Origin of the sequence: Xanthomonas hortorum (assembly GCF_024339125.1) — a bacterium.
GTDB lineage: Bacteria > Pseudomonadota > Gammaproteobacteria > Xanthomonadales > Xanthomonadaceae > Xanthomonas > Xanthomonas hortorum.
This window is the reverse complement of record NZ_CP101417.1, coordinates 1,944,919-1,969,118: the sequence shown is the minus strand read 5'-3', so window position 1 is coordinate 1,969,118 and position 24,200 is coordinate 1,944,919. Positions and strand designations below refer to the sequence as shown.

Sequence of the window (24,200 nt, the reverse complement as noted above, 5' to 3'; positions counted from 1 at the left end):
GTGCCGCATCACGCCGATGCAGCGATGCCAGCATCGACGTTGGCCGCAGCAACACGCCCGGCACCTCACCCGTGCCGCACTCAGAGACCTGCGGTAATGCCCAGCCGCATTGCCGCAGCCAATCCGCTGTCGACGCTGTGGTTCCCCCACAGCGTCATCCATCACACGACGGTCTGTATCACGCGACGGCCTGCTGCTCGATGCGCTCGGTCGGCGCCACCGACACCGCCGGTTGCAGCAATCCCCATGCTTCCAGCTGATCCACCGCCCGGCTGATCCCGTCCTCCTCACGGATGCGCTGCCCCAGCACGCGTGCCGCTGCGCGCATGCTCGGCGCGCTGGCCTGGCCGATGGCATCGGCCAAGGTTTCCGGCTGCAATCCAACGCGTGCGAGCGCCGGCGGCGCGACGCCGCGCTGGGCCAGGCAATGCGCCCAGAACGGTTGGTCGTAGCCGAACGGCAGCACCACCGACGGAATCCCCGCAGCCAGCGCCGCACCGGTCGTGCCGGCACCGCCGTGATGCACCGCGACCGACACCCGCGGGAACAGCCAATCGTGCGGTGCCTGTTCCAACTGGAAGAAGCGCTCCACATCGTCGGACGCGTCTTCCCCGGCCGCCAGCCCGCCCCAGCCGCTGGCCAGCAACGCGCGTTGACCGGTCAGACGCACCGCCGCCTTGACGATGGCGGTGAGCTGCGCCGCATCGGTGCTGATCATGCTGCCGAAGCCGATATACAGCGGCGGCGGGCCGGCCTGCAGAAACGCTTCCAGCGCGGCCGGCGGCTGCCACTGCGGCTGCGGCAACTGCCAGAAACCGGCGACCTGGGCTCGGTCCGGCCAGTCCGGCGGACGTGGGCACAGATGCTCGCTATAGCCATAGACCACGCGCTGCGCGCTGCGGTCGGGACCACTCCACGGATACGCCGGCAGCCCCAATGCCGGGCGCACGATGCCGTTGAGCGCCGGGCGCATCAGCTGCCAGCCGGCAAAGCGCACCGCGTGATGCAGTGCCACACTCACCAGCCCGGGCAGACGCACGGTGGGCATCACCATCAACGGCACATGGCGCGAGGCGGTCAGCGGCTGCAATTGCGTGAATACCACCGGCAGGCCGTAGGCCTGGCCCAGGCTATGTGCCAGCAAGCTCGCGCTGCCCACGCCGAGAATCAAACCGGCATCGGCACAGGCCGCGCGGCCCTGCTCGGCCCAGTCGCGCGCCCAGTCCATCAGTTGTGCGCGCAAGGTGCCCCAGATGCCGCGCCAGCCACCGCGCATCTCGGCGACATTGGGATGGCCCTGCAACAGCTTCTGGTGGTCGCCGCTGAGCGGGAAGAATTCCAGCCCATTGGCGCGGATCAGGGATTCGAAGTTGGCGCTGGTCAGCACCCGCACCGGATAACCGCGCTCCTGCAGGCCGCGGCCCAGCGCGATGATCGGGCGCACATCGCCATGCGTGCCCAGGGTGGCGATCAGTACCGGGCGGTGACGTGCCGGCGTATGCAGTGACTCAGGCATATTCGGCCACCCCGTCGCTGGCGGTGGCGATGCTGCCATCGCGTTGTGTGGCTTTCGCAGTGGCCGCGTGCAGCAACGCGCTGAGCGTGGCCGAATGCGTGGACGACAGCATCGAATGATGGTCGCTGTCCAAGGTATGCAGATGCAGATTGCGCACGTACGGGCGCCAGGCCTGCGGCCGGTAATCCACCCACACTGCATCGTCGCCGCCGGAGGTCATGCGCACGCTTGCTTCGACGAACACCACATCCTGGTCCAGCGGCTTGGGCCGATGACGCCGCGCCAGCTGCAGGTGGTGCTGGGTCATACCGCCCATGTCGTCCAGCAGCGTGGGGCGTTGTTCGAGCAGCTGGCGCACCGCGGGCAAATCGTTCAACCCGTAGTGATCGCATAGCAGGCTGGCCAGTTCGGCCACCGTGGTCGGCATCGGCTGGCCGTGTGCCAGCGTCAGGCCCAGCGCATGCACCGATGCACGCACGTTCTCCGATTCCGGCAGCGATGCGGCCTGCTCCAGATGCGGGTAGCTGTCGAGCATTGCCAGCAACTCGACTTCTTCGCCAAGCGCATGCAACTCGGCGGTGATGGCATGGGCGATCAAGCCGCCCAGCGACCAGCCGATCAGCCGGTACGGCCCGTGCGGCTGCACGCTGCGCAGACGGGCCAGGTAATCGCGCGCGATCGCCTCGATGCTTTCCGGGCGATGCTGCGGGTCGCTCAATGCCGGCGACTGCAATGCATACACCGGCCACTGCGGATCGAGCTGACCGAGCAGGGTGAGATACGACCAGCCCAGACCAACCACCGGATGGATGCAGAACAGCGGCGTGGTGCCCGGCGTACCCGCACGCAACGGCAACAGCACGCCGAGCGGATCGTTCGGGGTCTGCGCGCTGCGCTTGATCACCTCGGCCAGGCCGGCAATCGTCGGCGCATGGAACAGCGTGCCCAGCGGCAGTTCGACGCCGAACATCTGCGGGAAGCGCGCGGCCATTTCTGCCGCGCGCAGCGAGTCGCCGCCGAGTTCGAAGAAGTTGTCTTCCACCCCCACCACTTCAATGCCCAGCACGTCCTGCAACATCGCTGCCAGTTGGTGTTCGAGCGCATCGCGTGGCGCTACATGCGCGCGCTGCGGCAATGCGCCAGGTGACGGCAATGCGCGACGATCCAGCTTGCCGTTGGGTGTCAGCGGCAGTGCCTCCAGCGGCATCCACAGCGTGGGAATCATCGACGCAGGCAAGCGTTGCTGCAGATGCGCGCGCAGCAGCTCGGTCGCCGGCATGGTGCCGTGCTTGCCCACCACATAGGCCAGCAACTGCAACGCGTTGTTGTCGCCATCGCTATGACCAACCACCACCGCCTGGGCTACCTGCGAATGCAGCAGCAAGGCGTTTTCGATTTCGGCCGGCTCCACGCGATGGCCGCGGATCTTCAATTGCGCGTCCGCACGGCCGATGAACTCCAGCATGCCGTCGCGACGCTGACGCACGCGGTCGCCGGTGCGGTACATGCTGCTGCCGTCGTCGGCAAACGGGTCGCGCACAAAGCGCTCGCTGGTCAGCTGGCGCTTGCCGCGATAGCCCTTGGCCACGCCCGCGCCGCCGATATACAGCTCGCCGATCGCACCGGTGGGGAGCGGCTGCCGCTGCGCATCCAGCACGTAGACGCGCGTATTGAGCAGCGGCCTGCCGATGGGTGGGGCTGCGGCGTCGGTCAGCTGCAACGGCATGATGGTCGACCAGATGGTGGTTTCGGTTGGCCCGTACAACTGGGTCAGGCGCCCCACCCGGCTCAGCAACTGCGTCGCCAACTCCGGCACCAGGGCCTCACCGCCGACCAGTGCGTGGATACGGTCCAGTGCCAGATCCTGGTTGGCCAACAGGATGCGCCACAACGACGGCGTGGCCTGCACCACGCTGATCTGCTCGTGTGCGATCAGGCGCGACAGGCTGCGTGGATCGTGGGTGATGCCGGCCGGTGCGATGATCACGCGGGCGCCCACCAGCAGCGGCAGGTACAACTCCAGCCCGGCGATATCGAAGGTGATGGTGGTGACTGCCAGCACACGGTCGCGCGGGCGCAATGCCAGTTCGTGCTCCATCGCATGCAGGAAATTGAACAGATTGCGATGGCTGATTTCCACGCCCTTGGGCGCACCGGTCGAGCCGGAGGTGTACAACACGTAGGCGGTGCCATCCGGCGTGGCGAGCGGTGCGATCGCCGCCGGCAACACCGCCGGGCGCGGGTCCAGCCACACCATGCCACCGAGCAGATAGCGCTCGCACAACGCCGGCTCGCAGACCAGCGCGATGGCGCCGGAATCGTTGAGCATCTGCCGATTGCGCGCGGCCGGGCTTTCCGGGTCCAGCGGCAGATAGGCCGCGCCGCTCCACATCACCGCCAGCAAGGCCACCAGCAATTGCTCGCTGCGCGGCAACGCGATGGCGACCACATCGCCTGGGCCCACGCCGTCGGCCACCCACTGCGCGGCGACGCGCGAGGCAAGCTCGCAGAGCGTGGCGTAATCCAGCGTGCGGTTGTCGTATTGCACCACCACCGCCGCCGGCATCAGTTCGGCGCGCTGCAGCATGCCGTGCAGCAGCGTGCTCGGCTCCGGCAGTGGCGCAGCGGTGTCGTTCCAGGTGTGCAGCAGCCGCTGGCGTTCGTCGTGACCCAGCACATCGATCAGGCCGAGTGCGCACTCCGGATCTGCCAATACCGCATCGGCCAGGTGGGTCAGGCGGCGGCAATGTTCTGCCAGCTCGTCGCTGTCGTACAACGCCGGGTTGGCATCCAGATCGAAGCGCAACGCCGCGCCATCGCCACGCTCGTAGCAGAAGATGGTCAGATCGTCGGCCGGACCGTTGCAGAGGTTGTGCGGCACGGCATACGCCTCGCCGAAGCGCAGCGCGTAATCGAAGGCCTCGATATTCACCGCCAGCCGCGCGAACTTCTGTTCGATGCCGAACACGCCCAGGTCGCGACGCACATCCTCGAAGCGGTATTGCTGGTGCCGCAAGGCATGCTTGACCACCGAGGACACCTGCGCGAACAAGTGATGGATCGGCTGCTGCGGATCCATCTTCAAACGCAGCGAAATCACGTTGGCCACCAGCCCGGCGGTTTGCCGGTAACGCGCATTGATGCGGCCGGTCACCGGCATTGCGATCACCAGATCCTCGGCACCGGTGCAGCGGTAGTAATACGCGGCAATCAGCGAGATCAGCATCTGCGGCAGGCTGGCGCCATAGTCCTTGCCCAGCGCACGCAAACGCACCACCTGCTGCGGCGAAAACTGCCCGGTGCCACGCAACAACCCGGTGGACAGCTGATTGCCCGGCCGCGCCAAGGTGGCCGGCGGCGGCAGATCGGCCAGCTGTTGCATCCAGTAGCTGCGATCGCGCTGAAAGCGATCGGACTCGCGATAATGCCGCTCAAGTTCGTTCAACGACAGCGCACTGCCGTACTGCGCAGGTTCCGGCTCGCTATCGGTAGCGTAGGCGTTATAGAGCACCGCCATGCGTTGCATCATGATCGATGCGCAATAGCCATCCATCACCAGATGGCTCACGCACTGCACCCACATATGGTGATCTTCGCCAAGACGGAAGACCGCGCAATGCCACAACGGCCCGTCCTGCAGATTTTCCGGCTTGCGGATTTGTTCGTCCACCCAATGCTCGGCCGCGTTGCGCGGCGAGGGATCCTCGCTGAGATTGAAGTAGGGAATGGCGGCCGTGTACTCGGAACGGATGACCTGGCCGGGCACGCCATCGTGCTCGACGATGCACAGCCGCAGCGTGTCGAACTCGCGCGTCAGCTGCATGCTGGCGCGTAGCAATAGCTGCGGATCGAGTGGGCCGAACATCTCCAACGCTTCGGACAACATCAAGGTGTTGTCGGTGTGCAACTTGCTGGCGACCCACAGGCCGCGTTGCGCTTTGGTCAGGGGAATCACGGGAGAGGCGTCAGCGTGCATTGCGTGCATCCTTCTTGTGTGGCGCGCAGTCGCCCAACGGGTCTTGCCCGCAATGCGGTCAACGAGACGCCGGATCAGCACTTGGCCTAAAAAACGTTTAGGTAGAAAACACCATCGACCACCGGCAGAGGCCGGCGATACGCAGTTGGAACACTCGATAAAGACGCACAATGGAGACGTACAACGCAGTGGCACGCAGATGACACCAAGACGTGCAACTGCGTTTTTCTTGAAGCACTTGCTTCCCGGCAAGTTAATAAACACTAACAATCGGGCAACACAATGAACCGTGCAAAAATCACGAATTGCGCGTTCCTGCAAATTTTTTTTAATGAAGTGTGATTGCAGTTAGTGTTCTGGATACACACGTCTGTTTGGGGGATTCGGCGCTGCATGCAGCGCCACACACAAAACGCGACGCATGTCGCGTCGATGCGGCAGGTGCGCGATTGCAGGCGAAATTGCAGGCGGATTTGCGTTCTCCGCATTGCATAAAAGACCGCAATGCATAAGACCACTGCGCGTGGCAGCGTTGATATAGCTGCGCTACCAGACAAATCACTGCACAACATGCGGCCTCGCTTGCGACATCTATCGCGCGCATTCGTTCGATCATGCATCGGTCGTTTGGATGTCATACGACTGCGGCACTCTGTAGATCAACGGCGCGGGGTCGCGCGGGTCACAGTGCGCTGTTTTATGTGGACTGCGCCGGTGCGCGTCTGCCTGGGGTCATGCGTGCGTGACTGAGCGGTGGCAAGCGGCCCTCAAGGCGCGCTGGCAGGGCGGTGCCCAACAGATCATGCCAAGGCCGATCACCGGCCGCGCCCGCTTTACGACTGCTCACTCGTTCTATGCAGCTCTTCTACGCAGCTCTGGCGGCGCGCAGGCAGTGCTGATCTTGCATCGGCACTGCCTGCGCGCCACGGCGTCGGCCGCGGCGCGCGTACTGCTTCAGCCCAACGGTTCATCGGACAGATAGGTGTAACCGGTCAGCCCGGCTTCCAAGGCGTCGTGCAATTCCTGCGCACGCTCCGGCGACAGCTGCGCGGCGGCGATGCGCTCGGCATAGGTCGCGCGCAGCGTGTCCAGCTGATAACCCACGTAGTCCAGCATCACATCGGTGGTATCGCCACGGCGCTGCTGCGCAATGCGATAGCCGTCGCCGTCCACGGCCACTTCCACCGCATCGGTATCGCCGAACAGGTTATGGATATCGCCGAGGATTTCCTGGTAGGCGCCGACCAGGAAAAAGCCGATGCGATAGCTCTCGCCCGGGTTCAACGTGTGCAGCGGCATCGAGCTGTCCAGGCTTTCGTTCTCGACGTAGGTCTTGACCATGCCGTCCGAATCGCAGGTCATGTCGGCGATGATGCCGCGCCGTTGCGGCGCTTCGTTCAAGCGCTCGATCGGCACGATCGGGAACACCTGGTCGATCGCCCACACATCCGGGATCGATTCGAACACGCTGAAGTTGACGAAGTACTTGTCCACCAGCCGCTCGTTGAGCTCGTCCAGCACCGGGCGGTGGCTCTTTTCGTCGAAGCTCAGGCGTGCACGCACGCCGTGGGCGATCGCGTAGAACAGATCGTCGATACGCGCGCGATGGGTCAGGTCGATCTGGCCCAGTGCATACGCACTCAGGCCTTCGGCATGGAAGTGCTGCGCCTCCTGGAACAGTTCCACCGCCGGGCGCACATCCAGTTCGTCGTGGATCTCGCGCAGGTGGCGGATCGCCGCCGGTTCGTCGTCGTGCGCGTCGGGCACGCGGCCTTCCGGCGCCTGCTCCACTTCGGACACGTTGGCGATCAGCACCGCATGGTGCGCGGTCATCGCGCGGCCGCATTCGGTGACGATGCGCGGCGGGGTCAGGCCGTGTTCTTCGCAGGCATTGGCCAGCGGCTGCACGATATTGCTGGCGTAGGAATGCAGGCCATAGTTGATCGAGCAATAGCTGCGCGAACGGGTGCCTTCATAATCGATACCCAGGCCACCGCCGACATCCACGTGGCTGATCTTGGCGCCCAGGCGCGAGAGCTCCACGAAATAGCGCGTGGCCTCGCGCATGCCGTTGGCGATGTCGCGCACGTTGGAAATCTGCGAGCCCATGTGGAAATGCAGCAACTGCAGGCAGTCGGCGTACTCGGTGTCGCGCAGCGTCTTCCACAGATCGAGCACCTGGCGCGGCGACAGCCCGAACTTGGCCTTGTCGCCGCCGCTGTTCTGCCATTTGCCGGCGCCCAGCGAGGCCAGCCGCATGCGCACGCCCAGGCCCGGCTTGACCTCCAGCGCGCGCGCTTCTTCCAGCACCAGCTTCAGCTCGGAGGGCTTTTCGATGACGATGAAGGTCTGCAGGCCGAGCTTGCGCCCGATCAGTGCCAGGCGAATGTATTCGCGGTCCTTGTAACCGTTGCAGACGATCAACCCGCCCGGACGCGACAGCGCCAGCACCGCCATCAGCTCCGGCTTGCTGCCCGCTTCCAGGCCAAAGCCCTCGCCGTGGTGGCTGGCCAGCGTGCCAGCCACGCCGCGATGCTGGTTGACCTTGATCGGATACACGGCCGTGTAGCCGCCGGCGTAGTCCCACTCGGACTGCGCCTGAGCGAACGCCGCCTGCAGCTTGCCCAGGCGCTGGCCCAGGATGTCCGGGAAGCGCACCAGCAGCGGCAGCTTGGCGCCGGCTGCGCGCGCGGCATCCACCACCTCGGGCAGCGACACCGACGGGCCATCGGTGGTCGGGGTGACCACGATGTGTCCGGCAGCGTTCACATCGAAATACCCGTCGGCCCAATGCGGGATCGAATAGGTCTTGCGGGCTTGGTCGAGGGACCAATCGCTCATTTCGCTGACTCGGCTGGGGCAAAAAGGGCGTGAAGTGTAACGCCTGGCACGCGCAGGGTCCGTTACAATCCGCGCCGACTTGATGCCCCGCTCCTGGTTGGAGTGGGGTTGGTGAGGGTTCGGTATTGCCGTCAGCAGCTTGGTGCATGAGGCTGCGCCCGACCCTCATCCGGCGCTTTGCGCCACCTTCTCCCGGTGGGAGAAGGAACAGCCCCCTTCTTTTTAGGATTTTGCATGAGCGCCAACGACAACTGGTACATCGAACACTTCCAGCCGACCGGCTCGGCGATCGGCTTCCGCATCAGCGGCAAGCTGGACGAGGTGCAGTCCCCGTTCCAGAAGATCGAGATCTACCAGACCACCGACTGGGGCAAGCTGATGCTCATCGATGGCGCGGTGATGCTCACCACCCGCGACAACTTTTTCTATCACGAGATGATCAGCCACCCGGCGCTGTTCACCCACGCCGCGCCCAAGCGCGTGGTGATCATCGGCGGCGGCGACTGCGGCACGCTGCGCGAGGTGCTCAAGCACCCGGGCGTGGAAAGTGCCACCCAGTGCGATATCGACGAGCAGGTCACGCGCATGTCGGAGAAGTATTTCCCCGAGCTGTGCGATTCCAACCACGATAAGCGTGCCGAGCTGCTGTTCGACGACGGCGTGGCCTACATGGCCAACTGCCCGGCCGGCAGCGTGGATATCGTGATCGTCGATTCCACCGACCCGGTCGGCCCGGCCGAAGGCCTGTTCAACAAGGCGTTCTACGACAGCTGCTTCAAGGCGCTGAAGGACGACGGCATCCTGGTGCAGCAGTCCGAATCGCCACTGGCGCTGTTGGAGCTGATCAAGGAAATGCGCACCGAAATGGGCAAGGCCGGCTTCCAGTCGTTCAAGACCCTGCCGTTCCCGCAGCCGTGCTACCCCACCGGCTGGTGGAGCGTGACCATGGCCAGCAAGCAGGCCAACGCCGATTTCGCGTTCCGCCAAAACGATGCGCAGGCCAAGGGCTTCGAGACGCTGTACTACACCGCGCACCTGCATACCGGCGTGCTGGTCGCACCGCCGTTCGTGGCCAAGGCGCTGGGCGAGTAAGCATGTCATCGGGCCGGCGCCGCTTGCTGCGCGCCGGCCCGATTGAAAAGAACCGGCGCCTCGTTCGCGTGCGCTGATTCTGCAGATTGGGGGGCGAGGACAGCACCGTTTACAGGCGTGCTGGCAGTGTCGCGCAGCATGGCAGGGGTCACGTGTGCACTGCGACTCCCCTGCTGCGGGCACGCATCTACCTGAGGCTTGTGCGCGCAGTACCGCCAGCCCCGTTCTTCGTTTGCCAGCCCTAGAGCCGTGCCAGCACTTCAGCCTTCTTGGCGTCGAATTCTTCCTGGGTCACCAACCCGGCATCCAGCAACTGCTTGAGCTTGCTCAGCACCTGCATCGGATCATCCGCGCCGGCCACCGCAGTCGCTGGCACTGAAGGCGCCACGCCCTGCGCTGCAGGCGCATGCACCACCACACCGCCGGCCGACGCACGCAACTTGTCGAACTCCAGCTGCTGACGTTTTTCGTGGGCCGATTCTTCCACCTGCTGGGCATAGGCGTAGACCCGCCGTGCCTGTTTCTTGGGCAGGCTGTCGATGGACAGGTAGCCGCCCTGCGTGGTGCGGCACATGATCGTCGCGCCCAGCATCTGCTCGCTCATATGCACGTCGAGCACCTCGCGCCAGGGGACATCGCGAAACGTCATCCCGAACAGCGTGGGGTGTACAACGATGAATCTGCGATTGGTCAGCACCACTGCGGCCGGCGACAAGTTCATCACCATCTTCTTTTGCACCGCGATGTACTCGACCTGCTCGTCGCGGGTCAGCAACTCGTTCACCTTGGGCAGGATCTTGCCCACGGCCACCGGGTCCTGCTCGTCGGTCAGGAATTGCGTAAAGACCTCCATACCTTCCTCGTCGTGATTGCTTGCGCCGCAGCGTTGTCTTGTATGACACCACATCCGTGCCTTCGTGGTGCCGATCAGAGCTCCGACGAAGCGTACGCAGTACCGGATCACCGAGCGCTTCATATAGCCCAACGGCAACAAGGCGGATGTCGCCATCCGCCTTGCTGTGTGCACAACGCTGTTTTTCTATCGCCGGCTCAAAAGCGGACTTCGGCGCCGAAGCTCAGCACTTCGGCACGATTGATGGTGATGTCTTCGTAGTCGTCGTAGTACTCGTCGGCGTACAGGTAGTTCGTGTAGAGCGCGCTCAGACTGAAATGCTTGCCGATATCCACACCGAGGCCCGCACCCAGATATGCGCCGTAAACACGCTCGGTGTAGTCCTCGCCTTTTGCCTCGCCTCCCCAATAGCCCATGCGTACCAGAGCGAACACAGGGGTGTCGCCGAAGTTGAAGCGCGCCGTTCCACCGATGCTGCCGAAGTCCACTGTCGGAATGACGACAAAGCCATCCGCATCCTTCGAACCGTCGACCTTTCCGGTGGCCACTTCAATGCCGACCAGCGTGACCGGACCAGCACGCCAGCGGTAACCGACGTTGAAGCCCGCCACGTCCTGCTTGTTCCCCTCGAACACCTTGGCTTCGCCGCCCTGCGCGCCCAAGAACATGCCGCTCTTGAGGCGCTGTTCTTCTTCGCGCGGCGCAGGCGCAACGTAGGCAGGCACCGGTGCGGGCGGTGCCGCCGCTGCGGGCGTCTGCGCCGTCACCGTGGTGAATCCGCCGGTCTCGCCGGCTGCGCTGTCTTGCACTGCCGTCTGTCCTGCGGCGGTACCGTCTTGCGACGGGCCCGACGGTGGCGCTGCCGGTGCGGTGGCCCCCTGGGTGCCAGCCTGCTGTTTTTGCTGTTGCCGATAATTGTCCCAGCCGCGCGACAACGACTGCGCGGCCGCGTCGGAAACGCAGCCCAGCGCCGTGCAGGCCAACAGCCATGTTGCGGTCCTTTTCATCGCATTCCCCAATGAGTCGTACTCCATCGTCCCCGCATCCATGCGCACGCAGGCATGACCTGGCGGCGTCCGGAAGTGGCGCAGTTGCTTGTCCAATTCGGGGGCTTTCCCAACATCACCGGATCGTGCGCGTACTCGGCTTCAGGCATCGTCCGCGTGGACGTGCCGGTACTGACGCGTGATGCAGCCCCCTGACCGCAGCCGGCACAGTGGATCGAGTCTCAGCACCTGTCAAGAAGGGCTGTGATCGCTGCCTATTAGCGTGCATTTCGCGCGGCCAGCCGCCTGATGAGCGCTCCTGCCGATCGGTATGACTTGCCTTGCGCTCCACGCTCGCTCCCTGCAGGCGCCGCGCCGCGCGTGCTTACCGAAAAACTAGACACGGCCGACTTCGCAACCTATTGATTCTTTAGGCTGTTCCACTCCCGGAACATTTCATTTTTTTAACAAATGTAATTTCAATACTCGCAAGTTCTAAAATTCACCGGACCGATCCCCCGCGATCATCGTGAACCTGCCAGACGCGTGATTCCTCCGCGCCGCCAAGGTCCGGAGACTTGCCATGCACTACCAGCCGCTGGACACCTCCAGCCTGCAAATCGTCACGCCCGTGCTGCTCAAGCAGGGCACCCGGCTGCTCGAGCCCAACGTCTATCGCACGCATCTGGATGGGCAACTGGCGGTGGTCAAGGACTACAGCCGCTACCGCCGTACGCTGCTGGCGCCGATCGCGCGGCTGATGGTGCGGCACGAGTCCAAGATGTTGGCCCGCCTGCACGGCTGGCGGCATGCGCCGGCCCTGCTCGGCACGCTCGGCGGGCTGGCACTGGGCATGGAGTTCATTCCGGGCGACACCCTCAGCGCCAGCGCGGTGGTCGGCCAGGAGGTGTTCCAGCAGCTGCAGCAGGCGCTGCGCCGCCTGCACGCAGTCGGCATCACCCACAACGATCTGCACGGCACCAATGTGGTGATCAGTGCCGGCGTGCCGGTGCTGATCGATTTCACCTCGGCCTGGCGCTTCCCGCGCTGGTTGCGACGCGGCACGCTGGCGCGTCAACTGCAGCGCAGTGACTTGGCCAATTTCCAGAAGATGCGCCAGCGCCTGGCCGGTATCGCGCCGACCGCCGACGAGGCCGCACGCAGCGCCGAGCCGCGCTGGGTACGCACCATCCGCGGCAGCTGGAAGCGGGTGTATCGGCACCTGAAGCGCGATGCGCAGCCGGTAGCGCCGAACGAAACCCGCTGACCGGCAAGTTGCCGTCACCTGCCAGCCAGGCGGCGCGAGGGGGCGCGGCGCCTGGGCGGTGACGCGCAATCGCGCCATGCATCCAGCACCAGCGCAGGGGAACAATGCATCTCGATCTGCGTACCGCATGCTGATCCGGCGACGCGGGCCACGCCCACCGGGCTGCACGCCTGACCATCCCGATGACACGCCAACGGTGCGCCTATCCACCTGGCAAGCAATCGCCAGGTGGTGCGCAACGGCGCGGGGGGAACCACAGTGGACAGGGTACGCGTCGATGCCGCGCACCGGCGACGCCTGTCTAGTGGCTAGGCCGTCGTCCGGTCGCCGCCCCAGGTCGTCACTGCGCGTTTGCCGCTTCGGCTGCCGCCTGCGCGCGGTAGGCGATCAGGCGCGGCGCGTCGGCGACGAAGCGGTCCAGTACGCCATCGGCGATCTTGACCGGGCCACCGAAACGCGTGGCGCCGGGAATCGAGGGGATCGCTGCGGCTTCGGCGGCACTCTGCTTGGCATCGGCAAACGCCACTGCCGCCTGCGCATCACCGCGATTGGCGGCATCCAGCCCGGCCGCGGTTTGCTGCAGCGCGCGGCCCCAGCCTTGCATCGCATCCAGCCAGGGGCGCGATTGTTCGGCAAAGCCCTTGTCGGCCACGCCTTCGCGAATGATCTGCGGCGCGGCAGCAATCTCGTCCGCCGTGCGCGCCAACTCGGCGATGGCCTGGCTGCGCGCTGCCGCATCGCCGAGCGCGATCGCCTCGCGCACATGGTCGAGCACGGCCTTCAGGCGCGGCGCTTGTTCCTGCCACGGCTGGCTGCCGAAGGTCGGTGCCAGATGCTGGGTATCGAAAAAGTTGAGTAGCGCAGCGGTCACCTGCGCATCGCCACCGGCCAGGTCGCGTGCGGCCGCATGCCAGGTGCGCTGCGCGTCGTAATCCTTGTCGTTCCACGCGAACGCGGTCAGCCCCATCACCGCGACGCGGCTGGGCACTTCCTGATTCATCGGATTGGAGACGATGCCGGACAATTCCGCCGACAAGCCCGCCTCGCGGCGCGCGTACGGCGCCATCAGCAAACGCCCGGCCGAGGTTTCGAAATCGTTGACCGGGTAGTTATCCCACAGCAGCGTCTTGCGGCCGAACGCCTTGGTGGCCGCGCGTGCATCGGGGATGGAAATGGCCGGCGGCACCACGTCGGTGCCGGTCCACTGCACCACGATCTTCGGGTCCAGGTGCTTGCGCAGTGCTTCTTTGTACGGGCTTTCCTTGGCGTCGAAATACTCGGTCGGCACCATGATCAATTCCGACGATGCATCGTGGCGGGCGACCAGATCGGCCTGCACCAGATTGAGCAGATGCGACTGCGCAATGCCTGCCGCTTGCGCACCGGAATCGCCAAACGTGGTCTTGTCGCGCTCGCAATTCCACTTGGTGTATTCGATATCGTCCAGTGCCACATAGAAGCTGCGCACGCCCAGCGCGCGGAAGGCATCGAACTTGCGCAGCAGCGCCTTGGCGTCGGCCGGATCGGAGAAGCACACCGTCGGCCCCGGGGAGATCGCATAGACGAAGTCGACGTGATTGCGTTTGGCGGTGGCCGCCAGCTTGCCCAGCGCCTTCAACGTGGCGGCCGGATACGCCTCGCGCCAACGGTCGCGCGCGTACGGGTCGTCCTTCGGGCTGTAGATGAAGGTATTGGCCTTGGTGCGGGCAAGAAATTCCAGATGCTTGGTGCGATCGGCCATCGACCACGGTGCGCCGTAGAACCCTTCGATGGTGCCGCGGATCGGCATCGCCGGATGATCCTGGATCACCAGGGTCGGGATGACGGGGTGCTCGACCAGCTGACGCAGCGTCTGCGCCGCATGGAACAGGCCATCGTTGTCGTGACCGGCCAGCGTGATCAGGCTGCCGTTGCCGAGCGCGACGCTGGCGAGCGTATAGCCCTCCTTGTGGGTGTCCTGCACTGCCTTGCTACGCGTCAATGCATCGCGCACCACCGCCGCCTCGCCGGTGCCGAGCACGATATGCGGGCGGTCGAGCGTGGCAGGCAAACGCGATGCGGTGGAGAGTTTGGTCACTCCAGCGGTGCCGAGGATGCGGCGCACCAGCGCGACCGATTCCGGATCTGCGCCCGGCGCTACGACCAGCACGACCGACCGACCGAGCGTGACGGTGCCACCCTCCAGCGCGATCGACATCGGGGTCGGAAAGATCGCCGGCTGTGTGACCGGCTGCGCCAGCGCGGGGGCCGTCAGGCTTAGCGCCACCAGGACCGGAAGCAGGCGCAAGCCCGACTTGCCATCACGTCGCTTCATTCCGAACTCCGGTATTGAAATGGTATTAGCCCTAGAGTAGGCAAGTCATCGCGCGGCGACAAGCAGGGGCCGTATCAGGACGTTCTAGGTCTCTTTGGAAAATTCGCAGCTGGGTTACGGGCAGGCGGCCGGTACCGTTGCTGGCCTCTGGTGTCGGGGCCGATCTGCGGTATTGAAATGGTATGAGCCGGCCACGTAGCGCGGCGCGCGTTGGCGATACTTGGGCCATGCGGCCAGGCTGCTCCACCGAAGGTGGGCCCGGCTGCCAATTTCATAAACGCATTGGTTGTCGGCAGCTGGATGCCGCCTACGAGGGCAGTGACCGACGGTGCAGACCCGGCCCCGTGGCGCTGTTTTTCTGTCATCGGTCAGTTGCCTGCGCAATGCCGGCACAGCATCGACCGAAGTCGCTTCCGCTGACGCCTTACAACGCGTCGCTATCCAGCTCGCCGGTGCGGATGCGCACCACGGTGCCGAGGTCGTAGACGAACACCTTGCCGTCGCCGATCTTGCCGGTGCCGGCGGCGGCCACGATGGCTTCGACCACGCGCTCGGCTTGGTCGTCGGTCACAGCCACTTCGATCTTCACCTTGGGCAGGAAATCGACCACATACTCGGCACCGCGATACAGCTCGGTGTGGCCTTTCTGGCGCCCGAAGCCCTTGACCTCGGTCACCGTGATGCCCGCCACCCCGCAGCCGGCGAGCGCTTCGCGCACATCGTCGAGCTTGAACGGTTTGACGATGGCCATGATCATTTTCATCGGTGCAGATCTCAGGGCATGACGGTCGCGCAGCATACCGTGGACGGCCACAACACTCATCTCATGCGCATCGCCCTCACCGCGACCGACAACCGAATGGGACTATCCTTACCGCCTGCCGACTGCCTTGCCGATGTCCCGCGTGTTCCGGCCTGCACTAGGCTTCCTACGGACCTGCGGAGAACCCCATGATCGATTTCAACCAGCTCGACGACCTCGCCCGCCGCCTCAGCGACCTGGTGCCGCCGGGCCTGCGCCAATCGCGCGAAGAACTGCAGAGCACCTTCAAGGGCGCACTGCAGGCCGGCCTGGGCAAGCTGGACCTGGTCACCCGCGAAGAGTTCGACGTGCAGCGTGCGGTGTTGCTGCGCACCCGCGAAAAACTCGACGCACTGGAACAGGCCGTCGCCGCACTGGAAGCACGCGCGCCCGGCTCGCCGCCCGCCGCGCCACCTACCACCCCCTGACCTAAGGCCCTCCACCATGAGTCTGGCGCTGGTGCACAGCCGTGCCCGCGTGGGGGTGCATGCGCCTGAGGTTCGGGTGGAAGTGCATCTCTCCGGCGGTCTTCCCTCCACCCAGATCGTGGGCCTGCCCGAGGCCGCGGTGCGCGAGTCGCGCGAACGCGTGCGTGCCGCGCTGCTATGCGCACAGTTCGAATTCCCCGCGCGGCGCATCACCATCAATCTGGCGCCGGCCGATTTACCCAAGGAAGGCGGCCGTTTCGATCTGCCGATCGCACTCGGCATCCTGGCCGCCAGCGGGCAGATCGACCGGCAGGCCTTGGCCGAGTACGAATTTCTCGGCGAACTCGCCCTGACCGGCGAGTTGCGCGGTGTCGATGGCGTGCTGCCCGCCGCCCTGGCAGCGGCGCAGGCCGGCCGCCGCCTGATCGTGCCGCTGGCCAACGGTGCAGAGGCCGCCATCGCCGGCCACGTCGAAGCCTTCACCGCGCGCACGCTGCTGGAAGTCTGTGCCACGCTCAATGGCACCCAAAAGGCGCCCGCCGCCGAACTGGCGGTGCAGGCGCTCGGCGCGCGCTCTCTGCCCGACATGGCCGACGTGCGCGGCCAACCGCATGCTCGCCGCGCGCTGGAAATTGCTGCAGCCGGCGGTCACCATTTATTGCTGGTCGGTAGCCCTGGCTGCGGCAAGACCTTGCTGGCCTCGCGCCTGCCCGGCCTGCTGCCGGAAGCCAGCGAGGCCGAGGCGCTGGAAACCGCCGCCATTACCTCCATCAGCGGTCGCGGACTGGATCTTGTGCGCTGGCGGCAACGCCCCTATCGGGCTCCGCACCACACCGCCAGCGCGGTCGCCTTGGTTGGCGGCGGCACACATCCACGCCCCGGCGAGATCTCGCTGGCCCACAACGGCGTGCTGTTTCTGGACGAGTTGCCCGAGTGGCAACGCCAAACGCTGGAAGTGCTGCGCGAGCCGCTGGAATCGGGCCTGGTCACCATCTCGCGCGCCGCGCGCAGTGTGGATTTCCCGGCAAGATTTCAACTGGTCGCTGCGATGAATCCGTGTCCGTGCGGGTGGGCAGGCGATAGCAGTGGGCGTTGCCGTTGCAGCGGCGACACCATCGGCCGTTATCGCAGCCGGATCTCCGGGCCGCTGCTGGACCGGATCGATCTGCATGTGGAGGTCCCGCGCCTGCCGCCGCAGGCCCTGCGCAGCGGCAACGTCGGCGAGGACAGTGCCAGCGTGCGCACCCGCGTGGTCGCGGCGCGCGCGCGGCAACTTGCACGTGCCGGCGTGCCCAATGCACAACTGGACCAAGCGCAAACCGATCATCACTGCCGCCTGCGCAACGACGATCAGTTGCTGCTGGAACGCGCGATCGAACACCTGCAGCTTTCCGCACGTTCGATGCATCGCATCCTGCGCGTGGCACGCACCATCGCCGATCTCGACGACAGCGCGGTCATTGCCACGCACCATCTCACCGAAGCGATCGGCTACCGCAAACTGGATCGCGCGGTGGGCACGGCAAGCGCAGCCTAATAGCGGCGCTCCAGCGGCATCAGCATCCCAACATGCATTTCATGACGATGCACGTACAACATCTGCCATTCCACTACGCAGAGGCCGCCATGAGCCGACTTCCCGAACTCCTCACCGTCCCGTCCCTGGATCTGAATCGTTATCTGGGCACCTGGTACGAGATCGCGCGGCTGCCGATCCGCTTCGAGGATGCCGATTGCACCGATGTGTCGGCACACTATTCGCTGCAGGACGATGGCACGGTGCGTGTGCAGAACCGCTGCCTGACTGCCGAAGGTGCATTGGAAGAAGCAATCGGTGAGGCGCGTGCCATCGACGACAGCAACGTGCGCCTGGAGGTCACTTTTCTGCCCGAAGGCCTGCGCTGGATTCCCTTCACCAAAGGCGATTACTGGGTGATGCGCATCGATGCGGACTACACCGCCGCGCTGGTCGGTGGCCCCGACCGCAAGTATCTGTGGCTGCTGGCACGGCTGCCGCAGCTGGACGAGAACATCACCCAGGCCTATCTGGCGCATGCGCGCGAGCAGGGCTTCGATCTGGCGCCGCTGATCCACACCCCGCATACCGGGCGGCTTACCGAGCAGCCGCTCCCCTGAGCAGGGCTTGGAGTTTTTAGTAGAGCAATCTACAACTCCCCCGGGGCACGACATGCTTGAGTAGCCAAGCTTCTGTCAGTTGTAGAGCGGTTGATGTAGAGCGGGTGATCTGCGGGTTTGCTGCAGGGCCCTTGCCCGCCTACCATCGCGGGACACGCTGCAAGTACGTCCTTGTAAGCTCTTACGCGGCATCCATGCCGCGTAAGGTCCCGCGACGGTAGGCGGGCAAGGACCAGTCGAGATGGTCGGTATGCATGGTGCAAGCAATGCATGAGGTGCCTTTAGTGCGCTTAGCTCTCATGTAGCTGCGGCCTGCATCAGCAAGCCAATGCAACCGGCGAGATGGTCCGCTTTTCATAAAGCTAGCGACCCACTCTCTGGTGCGGTGTCCTTGCCGATTGCGGGACCGTGTGGCGGCATGGATGCCGCCACCGAGCCCCCAGGGACGGGTTTACGGCGTGTCCCGCGAGCGGCGAGGGCACCGCGCACTCGACTACCCCACCCCGCCGGCCTCCAGCGCAACCTCACGCCTGTGCCTCCTCGACTAACTGGAGAATCTAAAGCACGCCCTCAACCGTTGAGTGTGCTCAGATCCCTGGCCGCAGCCTGCGCACCTTCCAGACTGTCGAAGGCCACGCCGGTGTCGCCGACCACGTATTTGGTGAGCTCGCCGTCGCGCGTGGTTTCCTGCATCTTGAAGATCGGCACGGCATCGGTGCCGCCGACACGTTCTTTCTGGGTTGTCATGGGTGATTCCTCCTCGGAAAGCGTCTTGCGTGGGACCGGATTGTCCCGCTGCTCCCAGACGGGAGGGCAGACCTTTCGACCCTAGCGCGCCATCGCGTGCAGGCGTGTGAACCTATTGACAAGCCCGCTTCCCACTCTGCGGTGCATGCGCATCGGCAGAAAATCACATCCGCTTCGCTCCGAGGACGCGCGCAATGCACGCGCGTGTCGTACATTCGCGACGTGCAGCCTCATCAGTCCATGTCTCCTGTCGTCACCATGCGCGCATCGGGCCTCCGTGCGCGCGGCGACTTCGCTGTGCCGGCTGCTCGGCAATGCGCATCTGCCGCGTACTGTCCAGGGCGCACTGCGTGAGCTGGCCGCCATGCAGATGCGGGGGATGAGGTGAAGCGACAACGCATCATCAGTGTGACCGTGTTGCTGGTGGTGCTATGCGCAACCCTTCCGATCAGCCTGTCTTATTACCTGGCGTGGCGGCTGGCGCTGGATCGCGAGCAGAGCAGGCTCAGCCAGCTGGCGGCGTTGTCGATCCGGCGCACCGAAGCCGCCTTCGACGAAGCGCACGGCGCGCTGGTGAACATGGCTGGCTCGCAGCTGCCGCGCTGTTCCCCTGAGCATCTGGCGCAGATGCGCGCATTGGTGCTGACCAGTCATTACATCGTGGAGCTGGGGCATTTTCAGCAGCGCCGTTTGCGCTGCACTTCGTGGGGGCCGTTACCAGAGGCCATTCCACAGTCCACCCCGGATTTCGTGGTCAAGCGCGGCATTGCGGTGACTACCCGCCTGCGTCCGCTGGCCAATCCGCAGCACCCGCTGATGGCGCTGCAGCTGGACGACTACAACGTGTTGATCAATCCGGCCACCCTCACCGACATCAATATCCCGCCCGGCCTGCAACTGGCGATCGGCACCCCGACCGGGCAGATCCTGAGCAGTACCGATATCGCCGCCGAGCAATTGTTGATCGAGCCGTTGCCCGATACATCCAGCGCAGACGTAACGCAGCCGCAGGTCTTGTCCGGCCGCGACCGCCGTGGCGACTGGGCCGCAGTGGTCACCGAACCGGCCGCTTACCTGCGTGGCCCGCTGGCGGCGGCACGCCTGCAGACAGTGCCGGTCGGCATCGCATTGGCGCTGCTGCTGGTCAGCCTGGTGATCTGGGTTTCACGGCGGCGGCTGTCGCCCTTGGCACGGCTGGAAAGCGCCGTGCAACGCGGCGAATTCATCGTGCACTACCAGCCGATCATCGCGCTCGATAGCGGCGCCTGCGTCGGTGCCGAGGCGCTGGTGCGCTGGCAGCAATCCGATGGCGTGCTAATCCCGCCCGACGCCTTCATTCCGCTGGCCGAAGAGAGCGGTCTAATCCTACCGATCACCGACATGGTGGTGGCCGAAGTCATCCGCGAACTCGGCCCGACCCTGGCGGCGATTCCGTCCCTGCATGTGGCCATCAACGTCTCGGCCGGCGACATCAAGAGCGGCCGCGTGCAGACCGTGCTGGCGCAAGCACTGCGCGGCACCGGCGTGGACAGCGGACAGCTGTGGGTGGAGGCCACCGAGCGCAGCCTGATGGATATCGATGCGGCACGCGCCACCATCACCCACCTGCGCGGCGCCGGCCACACGGTGTCGATCGATGACTTCGGCACCGGCTACTCGAGCCTGCAGTACCTGCAAGGGCTGCCGCTGGATGCATTGAAGATCGACAAGTCGTTCGTGGACACCATTGGCACCCACTCGGCCACCAGTGCGGTGACCTCGCACATCATCGACATGGCCAAGACGCTGAAGTTGCGCACCATCGCCGAAGGCGTGGAGCGCCAGGAGCAGCTGGATTATCTGCGCGCACATGGCGTGGATCTGGCGCAGGGCTGGCTGTTCTCGCGCGCGCTGCCGGCCACTGGTTTCATCGCGTATCACGCGCTGATGCGCGGCGCCGCACACTGACCGGGGGCGGTGCGCCGCCACACCCTGACCTGAGCCGGCACTGCGCGCCGTCAACCAACCAGGCGCAGCGGTTGCCGGTATGCGCGAACGGCAGGCTCGACTCGCAGCGCAGGTCTTCACCGCTGTCGCAAGGCACCGACCGCGCCAGCGCGACGATGCGCAATGTCGTATGGCGACCACTTCGCTGACCCAACAAAAAGGGCCGCCGATGGCGACCCTTTTTGATCATGTTGATCAGGCGCTTTGCCTGATCAGGCGCTTTGCAAGGCGCTTTCGCGTTGGCGGCGCACCGGCTTGGGCCGGCTCGGGAAGGCGTGGCGCACGATCCGCCACATCACCTGACCGAACTGACGCGGCAGCGAGCCGGTGTTGTAGTGCTGGCCGTAACGCGCACAGATCTGCTTCACTTCCACGGCAATCTGCGCATAGCGATTGGCCGGCAGGTCCGGGAAGAAGTGATGCTCGATCTGGTGGCTCAAATTGCCCGACAGCACGTTCATCAGCTTGCCGCCGGTCAAATTCGACGAGCCACGCAGCTGACGCAGATACCAATGGCCGCGCGACTCGTTGCGGATCGATTCCTTGGGGAACACTTCCGCATCGGCGGTGAAGTGGCCACAGAAGATGATCACGAAGGTCCAGATGCTGCGCAGCACGTTGGCGGCGAGATTGCCCAGCAGCACGGTCAGGAAGAACGGGCCGGCCAGCAGCGGGAACACGATGTAATCCTTGAGCATCTGGCGGCCCATCTTGCGGCCCACCGGAAGAAACGAAGCGCGCAGCTCTGCGGCTTTCATCTTGCCGGCAAACCAGCGGCCCAGACGCAGGTCCTGGATCGCCACGCCCCATTCGAACAACAGCGCAAAGAACACCGCCACGAACGGCTGCAGCAGGTAGAACGGGCGCCAGCGCTGCTCGGGGAAGATGCGCAGCAGGCCGTAGCCGATGTCGTCGTCCATGCCGCGCACGTTGGTGTAAGTGTGGTGCTTGAAGTTGTGCGTCTTGCGCCAGTTGTCGCCGGTGGCAACGATGTCCCACTCGTAGGTGTTGCCGTTGAGCTGCGGGTCGCCCATCCAGTCGTACTGGCCGTGCATGACGTTATGGCCCAGCTCCATGTTCTCCAGGATCTTGGACAGGGTCAGCAGCACTACGCCGGCAATCCACGCCGGAATCAGCACGCTATGCACGAACGCGCCCAGAAACAGCAGCGCGCGACCGGCCACACCGGTCCAGCGCACCGCCGCCACGATGCGGCGAATGTAGCGCGCATCGGCGGCGCCGACCTGGGCCTGCACGCGGGCGCGGATGGCATCGAGTTCGTCGCCAAACGACTGCAGTTCGGCAGCGGACAGGGAACGGTTATGGACTCGGCTCATGAAGATTCCTTACAGATCCAGGATCAGGTCAGTGCTCGGGGCACTGATGCACAGGCGCACCTGTGCGGTGGGTTCGTTGCTGCGCTCACCGGTCAACAGGTGACGCGTGGTGCCGGACTGGCGCGCGCAGGCGCAGCTGTTGCAGATGCCCATGCGGCAGCCGTGTTTCGGCCGCAGGCCTTGCGCTTCCAGCCCTTCCAGCAGCGACTGGCCGCGCGGCAGGGTGAGCGTACGGCCGCTGCGTGACAGCTGCACCTGCACCTCACCGGCCTCGCCATCGTCCAGCGTCGGGACGCTGAAGGCTTCGGCCTGGAACGCGGCCACGTGCCCCTGCAAGCGCTCGCGCGCTGCCTGCACAAAACCGCCAGGGCCGCAGACCATGACGTGACGGCTGGAGAGATCGGCGATCTGCTCCAACGGATAGGTATCCACGCGCGCAGCCGGCGCTTCGCCTTCGCGGGTGGTCAGCACGCGCACGCGCAGGCGCGGATGCGCGGCCGCCAGCGCTTCGAATTCTTCGACAAAACAGGCTTCGTCGCGCTGGCGCACCCAGTACAGCAGGTCCACATCCATCGGCATGCCCGCCTGCGCGGCGGCCTGCAGCAGCGCGCGCATCGGGGTAATGCCCGAGCCGGCGGCCAGCAGCAACAAAGGGGTGGGCATGGTCGGCAGCAGCATGTCGCCGAAGGCCGGCTCCAGCGAGACCACCGTGCCGATGGCCGCATCGGTTGCCAGGTAGCGACTCACCAGACCGCCCTCGATCGCCTTGACGGTGATCGCCAGGCGGCCATCGGCCAGCACGGTCGGGCTGTAGCTGCGCAGCAGCCGGCGGCCGTCGATCTCCACGCCCAGGCTCACGTGCTGGCCGGCCTGCAGGCCCTGCCAGTGGCCATTGGGTTGCAACACCAGGGTCACCGCATCACGGCTGGCCGCGGTGCGCGCGACCAGGCGGGCCATCGGCCGCTCCAGAGTCCACAAGGGGTTGAGCCGGGTTGCCCAGAAGTCGAACAACTGCGGCGACACCAGCCGGCGCGCCAAACGCGTCGGCAACGGGGACTTGGACTTGGGGTCAGATGCCAGGTTCATGGATTGCACTATACGCATGCATGCACAGACGTGTATACAGTTGTATATCGGCCGAAGGGGCTATGATTCATCCCCACGACCGGCCGCAGCCTCATGACCTCCATCGCCCTGCCTTCCCACGACGCGCCGCCGTCACGCAAGCCGGCGATTTCACGCGAGGATCTGATCGCCGCCGCGCTGTCGCTGATCGGCCCGCACCGCAGCCTGTCCACGCTGAGCCTGCGCGAGGTGGCACGCGAAGCCGGCATCGCGCCCAACAGCTTCTATCGCCAGTTCCGCGACATGGACGAGCTCGCCGTGGCCTTGATCGATCTGGCCGGGCGCTCGTTGCGCACCATCATCGGCCAGGCCCGCCAACGCGCCACCTCCACCGACCGCAGCGTGATCCGCGTGTCGGTCGAGGCCTTCATGGAACAGCTGCGTGCCGACGACAAATTGCTGCACGTGCTGCTGCGCGAAGGTGCAGTGGGCTCGGATGCGTTCAAGCAGGCAGTGGAGCGCGAGCTCAGCTATTTCGAAGACGAGCTGCGCGTGGACCTGATCCGCCTGGCCGCCGCCGACAACGCCAAGCTGCACGCACCGGCACTGGTGTCCAAGGCGATCACCCGGCTGGTATTTGCGATGGGCGCAGTGGCGATGGATTCGCCGCCGGAAAAAGATCCCGAACTGGTCGAACAGATCTCGCAGATGCTGCGCATGATCCTGACCGGCGCACGCACGCTGGGTACGCACGGCGGTTGAAGTGTGCGTGTGCTGTCGCCTCTAAGAACGACGCAGCGACTCGAAATCTGGGTTGTCCTGGAGTGGTTGGATGGCGCGGATAGATCAATTGT

17 protein-coding genes are annotated in these 24,200 nt (G+C 65.2%); 7 read left to right on the top strand and 10 right to left on the bottom strand.

Going from position 1 to position 24,200, the window contains the following annotated elements; all coding sequences use genetic code 11:
- Positions 1-178: 178 nt before the first annotated feature.
- The 3 genes from NMB96_RS08230 to speA form a co-directional block, all read right to left on the bottom strand.
- Positions 179-1,516 carry a glycosyltransferase gene (locus NMB96_RS08230; RefSeq protein ID WP_023905476.1) on the bottom strand — a complete coding sequence of 446 codons (1,338 nt, stop codon included), beginning with the start codon at positions 1,514-1,516 and terminating at the stop codon, positions 179-181.
- Entirely contained in the window at positions 1,509-5,492 is a 3,984-nt protein-coding gene (locus tag NMB96_RS08225; RefSeq protein WP_255086647.1) for an amino acid adenylation domain-containing protein, read from the bottom strand. Before NMB96_RS08225 ends, NMB96_RS08230 begins: the two co-directional genes overlap by 8 nt.
- Positions 5,493-6,446: 954 nt before the next feature.
- Complete coding sequence (gene speA, locus NMB96_RS08220) at positions 6,447-8,333, bottom strand: arginine decarboxylase (protein WP_023905478.1); 1,887 nt, start codon at positions 8,331-8,333, stop codon at positions 6,447-6,449.
- A 234-nt stretch (positions 8,334-8,567) separates the two neighbouring features.
- Between speA and speE the strand changes: the two genes are divergently transcribed.
- Positions 8,568-9,425, top strand: coding sequence for a polyamine aminopropyltransferase (speE, locus tag NMB96_RS08215; RefSeq protein ID WP_023905479.1), 858 nt, complete (start codon positions 8,568-8,570; stop codon positions 9,423-9,425).
- A gap of 241 nt (positions 9,426-9,666) precedes the next feature.
- Here speE and NMB96_RS08210 read toward each other — a convergent pair whose 3' ends face one another.
- Both NMB96_RS08210 and NMB96_RS08205 read right to left on the bottom strand, forming a co-directional pair.
- Positions 9,667-10,278 carry a PH domain-containing protein gene (locus NMB96_RS08210; protein WP_006448992.1) on the bottom strand — a complete coding sequence of 204 codons (612 nt, stop codon included), beginning with the start codon at positions 10,276-10,278 and terminating at the stop codon, positions 9,667-9,669.
- A gap of 197 nt (positions 10,279-10,475) precedes the next feature.
- A complete protein-coding gene (locus NMB96_RS08205) occupies positions 10,476-11,285 on the bottom strand; it encodes an outer membrane beta-barrel protein (RefSeq protein WP_023905481.1) in 810 nt (269 codons plus the stop codon).
- A gap of 562 nt (positions 11,286-11,847) precedes the next feature.
- Here NMB96_RS08205 and NMB96_RS08200 point away from each other — a divergent pair.
- Positions 11,848-12,531 carry an RIO1 family regulatory kinase/ATPase domain-containing protein gene (locus NMB96_RS08200; protein ID WP_023905483.1) on the top strand — a complete coding sequence of 228 codons (684 nt, stop codon included), beginning with the start codon at positions 11,848-11,850 and terminating at the stop codon, positions 12,529-12,531.
- A gap of 340 nt (positions 12,532-12,871) precedes the next feature.
- On the opposite strand, the gene NMB96_RS08195 is transcribed toward NMB96_RS08200, so the two are convergent.
- Both NMB96_RS08195 and NMB96_RS08190 read right to left on the bottom strand, forming a co-directional pair.
- A complete protein-coding gene (locus NMB96_RS08195) occupies positions 12,872-14,845 on the bottom strand; it encodes a glycoside hydrolase family 84 protein (protein WP_255086645.1) in 1,974 nt (657 codons plus the stop codon).
- A gap of 424 nt (positions 14,846-15,269) precedes the next feature.
- Positions 15,270-15,644 carry a P-II family nitrogen regulator gene (locus tag NMB96_RS08190; RefSeq protein WP_303623041.1) on the bottom strand — a complete coding sequence of 125 codons (375 nt, stop codon included), beginning with the start codon at positions 15,642-15,644 and terminating at the stop codon, positions 15,270-15,272.
- A gap of 152 nt (positions 15,645-15,796) precedes the next feature.
- On the opposite strand from NMB96_RS08190, the gene ubiK reads away from it, so the two are divergent.
- From ubiK to NMB96_RS08175, 3 genes are all read left to right on the top strand, one after another.
- The gene (gene ubiK, locus NMB96_RS08185) at positions 15,797-16,075 is read left to right on the top strand and encodes a ubiquinone biosynthesis accessory factor UbiK (RefSeq protein WP_023905487.1); all 279 of its coding nucleotides are present in this window, start codon (positions 15,797-15,799) and stop codon (positions 16,073-16,075) included.
- 16 nt (positions 16,076-16,091) lie between these two features.
- Positions 16,092-17,612 (top strand): YifB family Mg chelatase-like AAA ATPase, encoded by a 1,521-nt coding sequence (locus tag NMB96_RS08180; protein ID WP_023905488.1) that lies wholly within the window; start codon positions 16,092-16,094, stop codon positions 17,610-17,612.
- An 89-nt stretch (positions 17,613-17,701) separates the two neighbouring features.
- The gene (locus NMB96_RS08175; RefSeq protein WP_043889908.1) at positions 17,702-18,211 is read left to right on the top strand and encodes a lipocalin family protein; all 510 of its coding nucleotides are present in this window, start codon (positions 17,702-17,704) and stop codon (positions 18,209-18,211) included.
- A gap of 570 nt (positions 18,212-18,781) precedes the next feature.
- Here NMB96_RS08175 and NMB96_RS08170 read toward each other — a convergent pair.
- On the bottom strand, positions 18,782-18,958 hold the full coding sequence (locus NMB96_RS08170) for a hypothetical protein (protein ID WP_023905490.1): 177 nt from the start codon (positions 18,956-18,958) through the stop codon (positions 18,782-18,784).
- Between the two features lie 384 nt (positions 18,959-19,342).
- On the opposite strand from NMB96_RS08170, the gene NMB96_RS08165 reads away from it, so the two are divergent.
- Positions 19,343-20,905, top strand: a complete 1,563-nt coding sequence (locus NMB96_RS08165) for an EAL domain-containing protein (RefSeq protein WP_183086918.1) — start codon at positions 19,343-19,345, stop codon at positions 20,903-20,905.
- 251 nt (positions 20,906-21,156) lie between these two features.
- Here NMB96_RS08165 and NMB96_RS08160 read toward each other — a convergent pair whose 3' ends face one another.
- Together NMB96_RS08160 and NMB96_RS08155 are read right to left on the bottom strand one after the other, a co-directional pair.
- Positions 21,157-22,281: a fatty acid desaturase family protein gene (locus NMB96_RS08160; protein WP_023905493.1), complete on the bottom strand. Its 1,125-nt coding sequence runs from the start codon at positions 22,279-22,281 to the stop codon at positions 21,157-21,159.
- 9 nt (positions 22,282-22,290) lie between these two features.
- Positions 22,291-23,367 carry a ferredoxin reductase gene (locus tag NMB96_RS08155; RefSeq protein WP_023905494.1) on the bottom strand — a complete coding sequence of 359 codons (1,077 nt, stop codon included), beginning with the start codon at positions 23,365-23,367 and terminating at the stop codon, positions 22,291-22,293.
- A 93-nt stretch (positions 23,368-23,460) separates the two neighbouring features.
- Between NMB96_RS08155 and fabR the strand changes: the two genes are divergently transcribed.
- Positions 23,461-24,108, top strand: coding sequence for an HTH-type transcriptional repressor FabR (fabR, locus tag NMB96_RS08150; RefSeq protein ID WP_006449004.1), 648 nt, complete (start codon positions 23,461-23,463; stop codon positions 24,106-24,108).
- Positions 24,109-24,200: the final 92 nt, after the last annotated feature.

Coding starts and splice junctions, on each gene's coding strand:
- NMB96_RS08230 (WP_023905476.1), bottom strand. CDS start 1,516: ATGCCTGAGTCACTGCATACGCCGGCACGTCACCGCCCGGTACTGATC.
- NMB96_RS08225 (WP_255086647.1), bottom strand. CDS start 5,492: ATGCACGCTGACGCCTCTCCCGTGATTCCCCTGACCAAAGCGCAACGC.
- speA (WP_023905478.1), bottom strand. CDS start 8,333: ATGAGCGATTGGTCCCTCGACCAAGCCCGCAAGACCTATTCGATCCCG.
- speE (WP_023905479.1), top strand. CDS start 8,568: ATGAGCGCCAACGACAACTGGTACATCGAACACTTCCAGCCGACCGGC.
- NMB96_RS08210 (WP_006448992.1), bottom strand. CDS start 10,278: ATGGAGGTCTTTACGCAATTCCTGACCGACGAGCAGGACCCGGTGGCC.
- NMB96_RS08205 (WP_023905481.1), bottom strand. CDS start 11,285: ATGAAAAGGACCGCAACATGGCTGTTGGCCTGCACGGCGCTGGGCTGC.
- NMB96_RS08200 (WP_023905483.1), top strand. CDS start 11,848: ATGCACTACCAGCCGCTGGACACCTCCAGCCTGCAAATCGTCACGCCC.
- NMB96_RS08195 (WP_255086645.1), bottom strand. CDS start 14,845: ATGAAGCGACGTGATGGCAAGTCGGGCTTGCGCCTGCTTCCGGTCCTG.
- NMB96_RS08190 (WP_303623041.1), bottom strand. CDS start 15,644: ATGCTGCGCGACCGTCATGCCCTGAGATCTGCACCGATGAAAATGATC.
- ubiK (WP_023905487.1), top strand. CDS start 15,797: ATGATCGATTTCAACCAGCTCGACGACCTCGCCCGCCGCCTCAGCGAC.
- NMB96_RS08180 (WP_023905488.1), top strand. CDS start 16,092: ATGAGTCTGGCGCTGGTGCACAGCCGTGCCCGCGTGGGGGTGCATGCG.
- NMB96_RS08175 (WP_043889908.1), top strand. CDS start 17,702: ATGAGCCGACTTCCCGAACTCCTCACCGTCCCGTCCCTGGATCTGAAT.
- NMB96_RS08170 (WP_023905490.1), bottom strand. CDS start 18,958: ATGACAACCCAGAAAGAACGTGTCGGCGGCACCGATGCCGTGCCGATC.
- NMB96_RS08160 (WP_023905493.1), bottom strand. CDS start 22,281: ATGAGCCGAGTCCATAACCGTTCCCTGTCCGCTGCCGAACTGCAGTCG.
- NMB96_RS08155 (WP_023905494.1), bottom strand. CDS start 23,367: ATGAACCTGGCATCTGACCCCAAGTCCAAGTCCCCGTTGCCGACGCGT.
- fabR (WP_006449004.1), top strand. CDS start 23,461: ATGACCTCCATCGCCCTGCCTTCCCACGACGCGCCGCCGTCACGCAAG.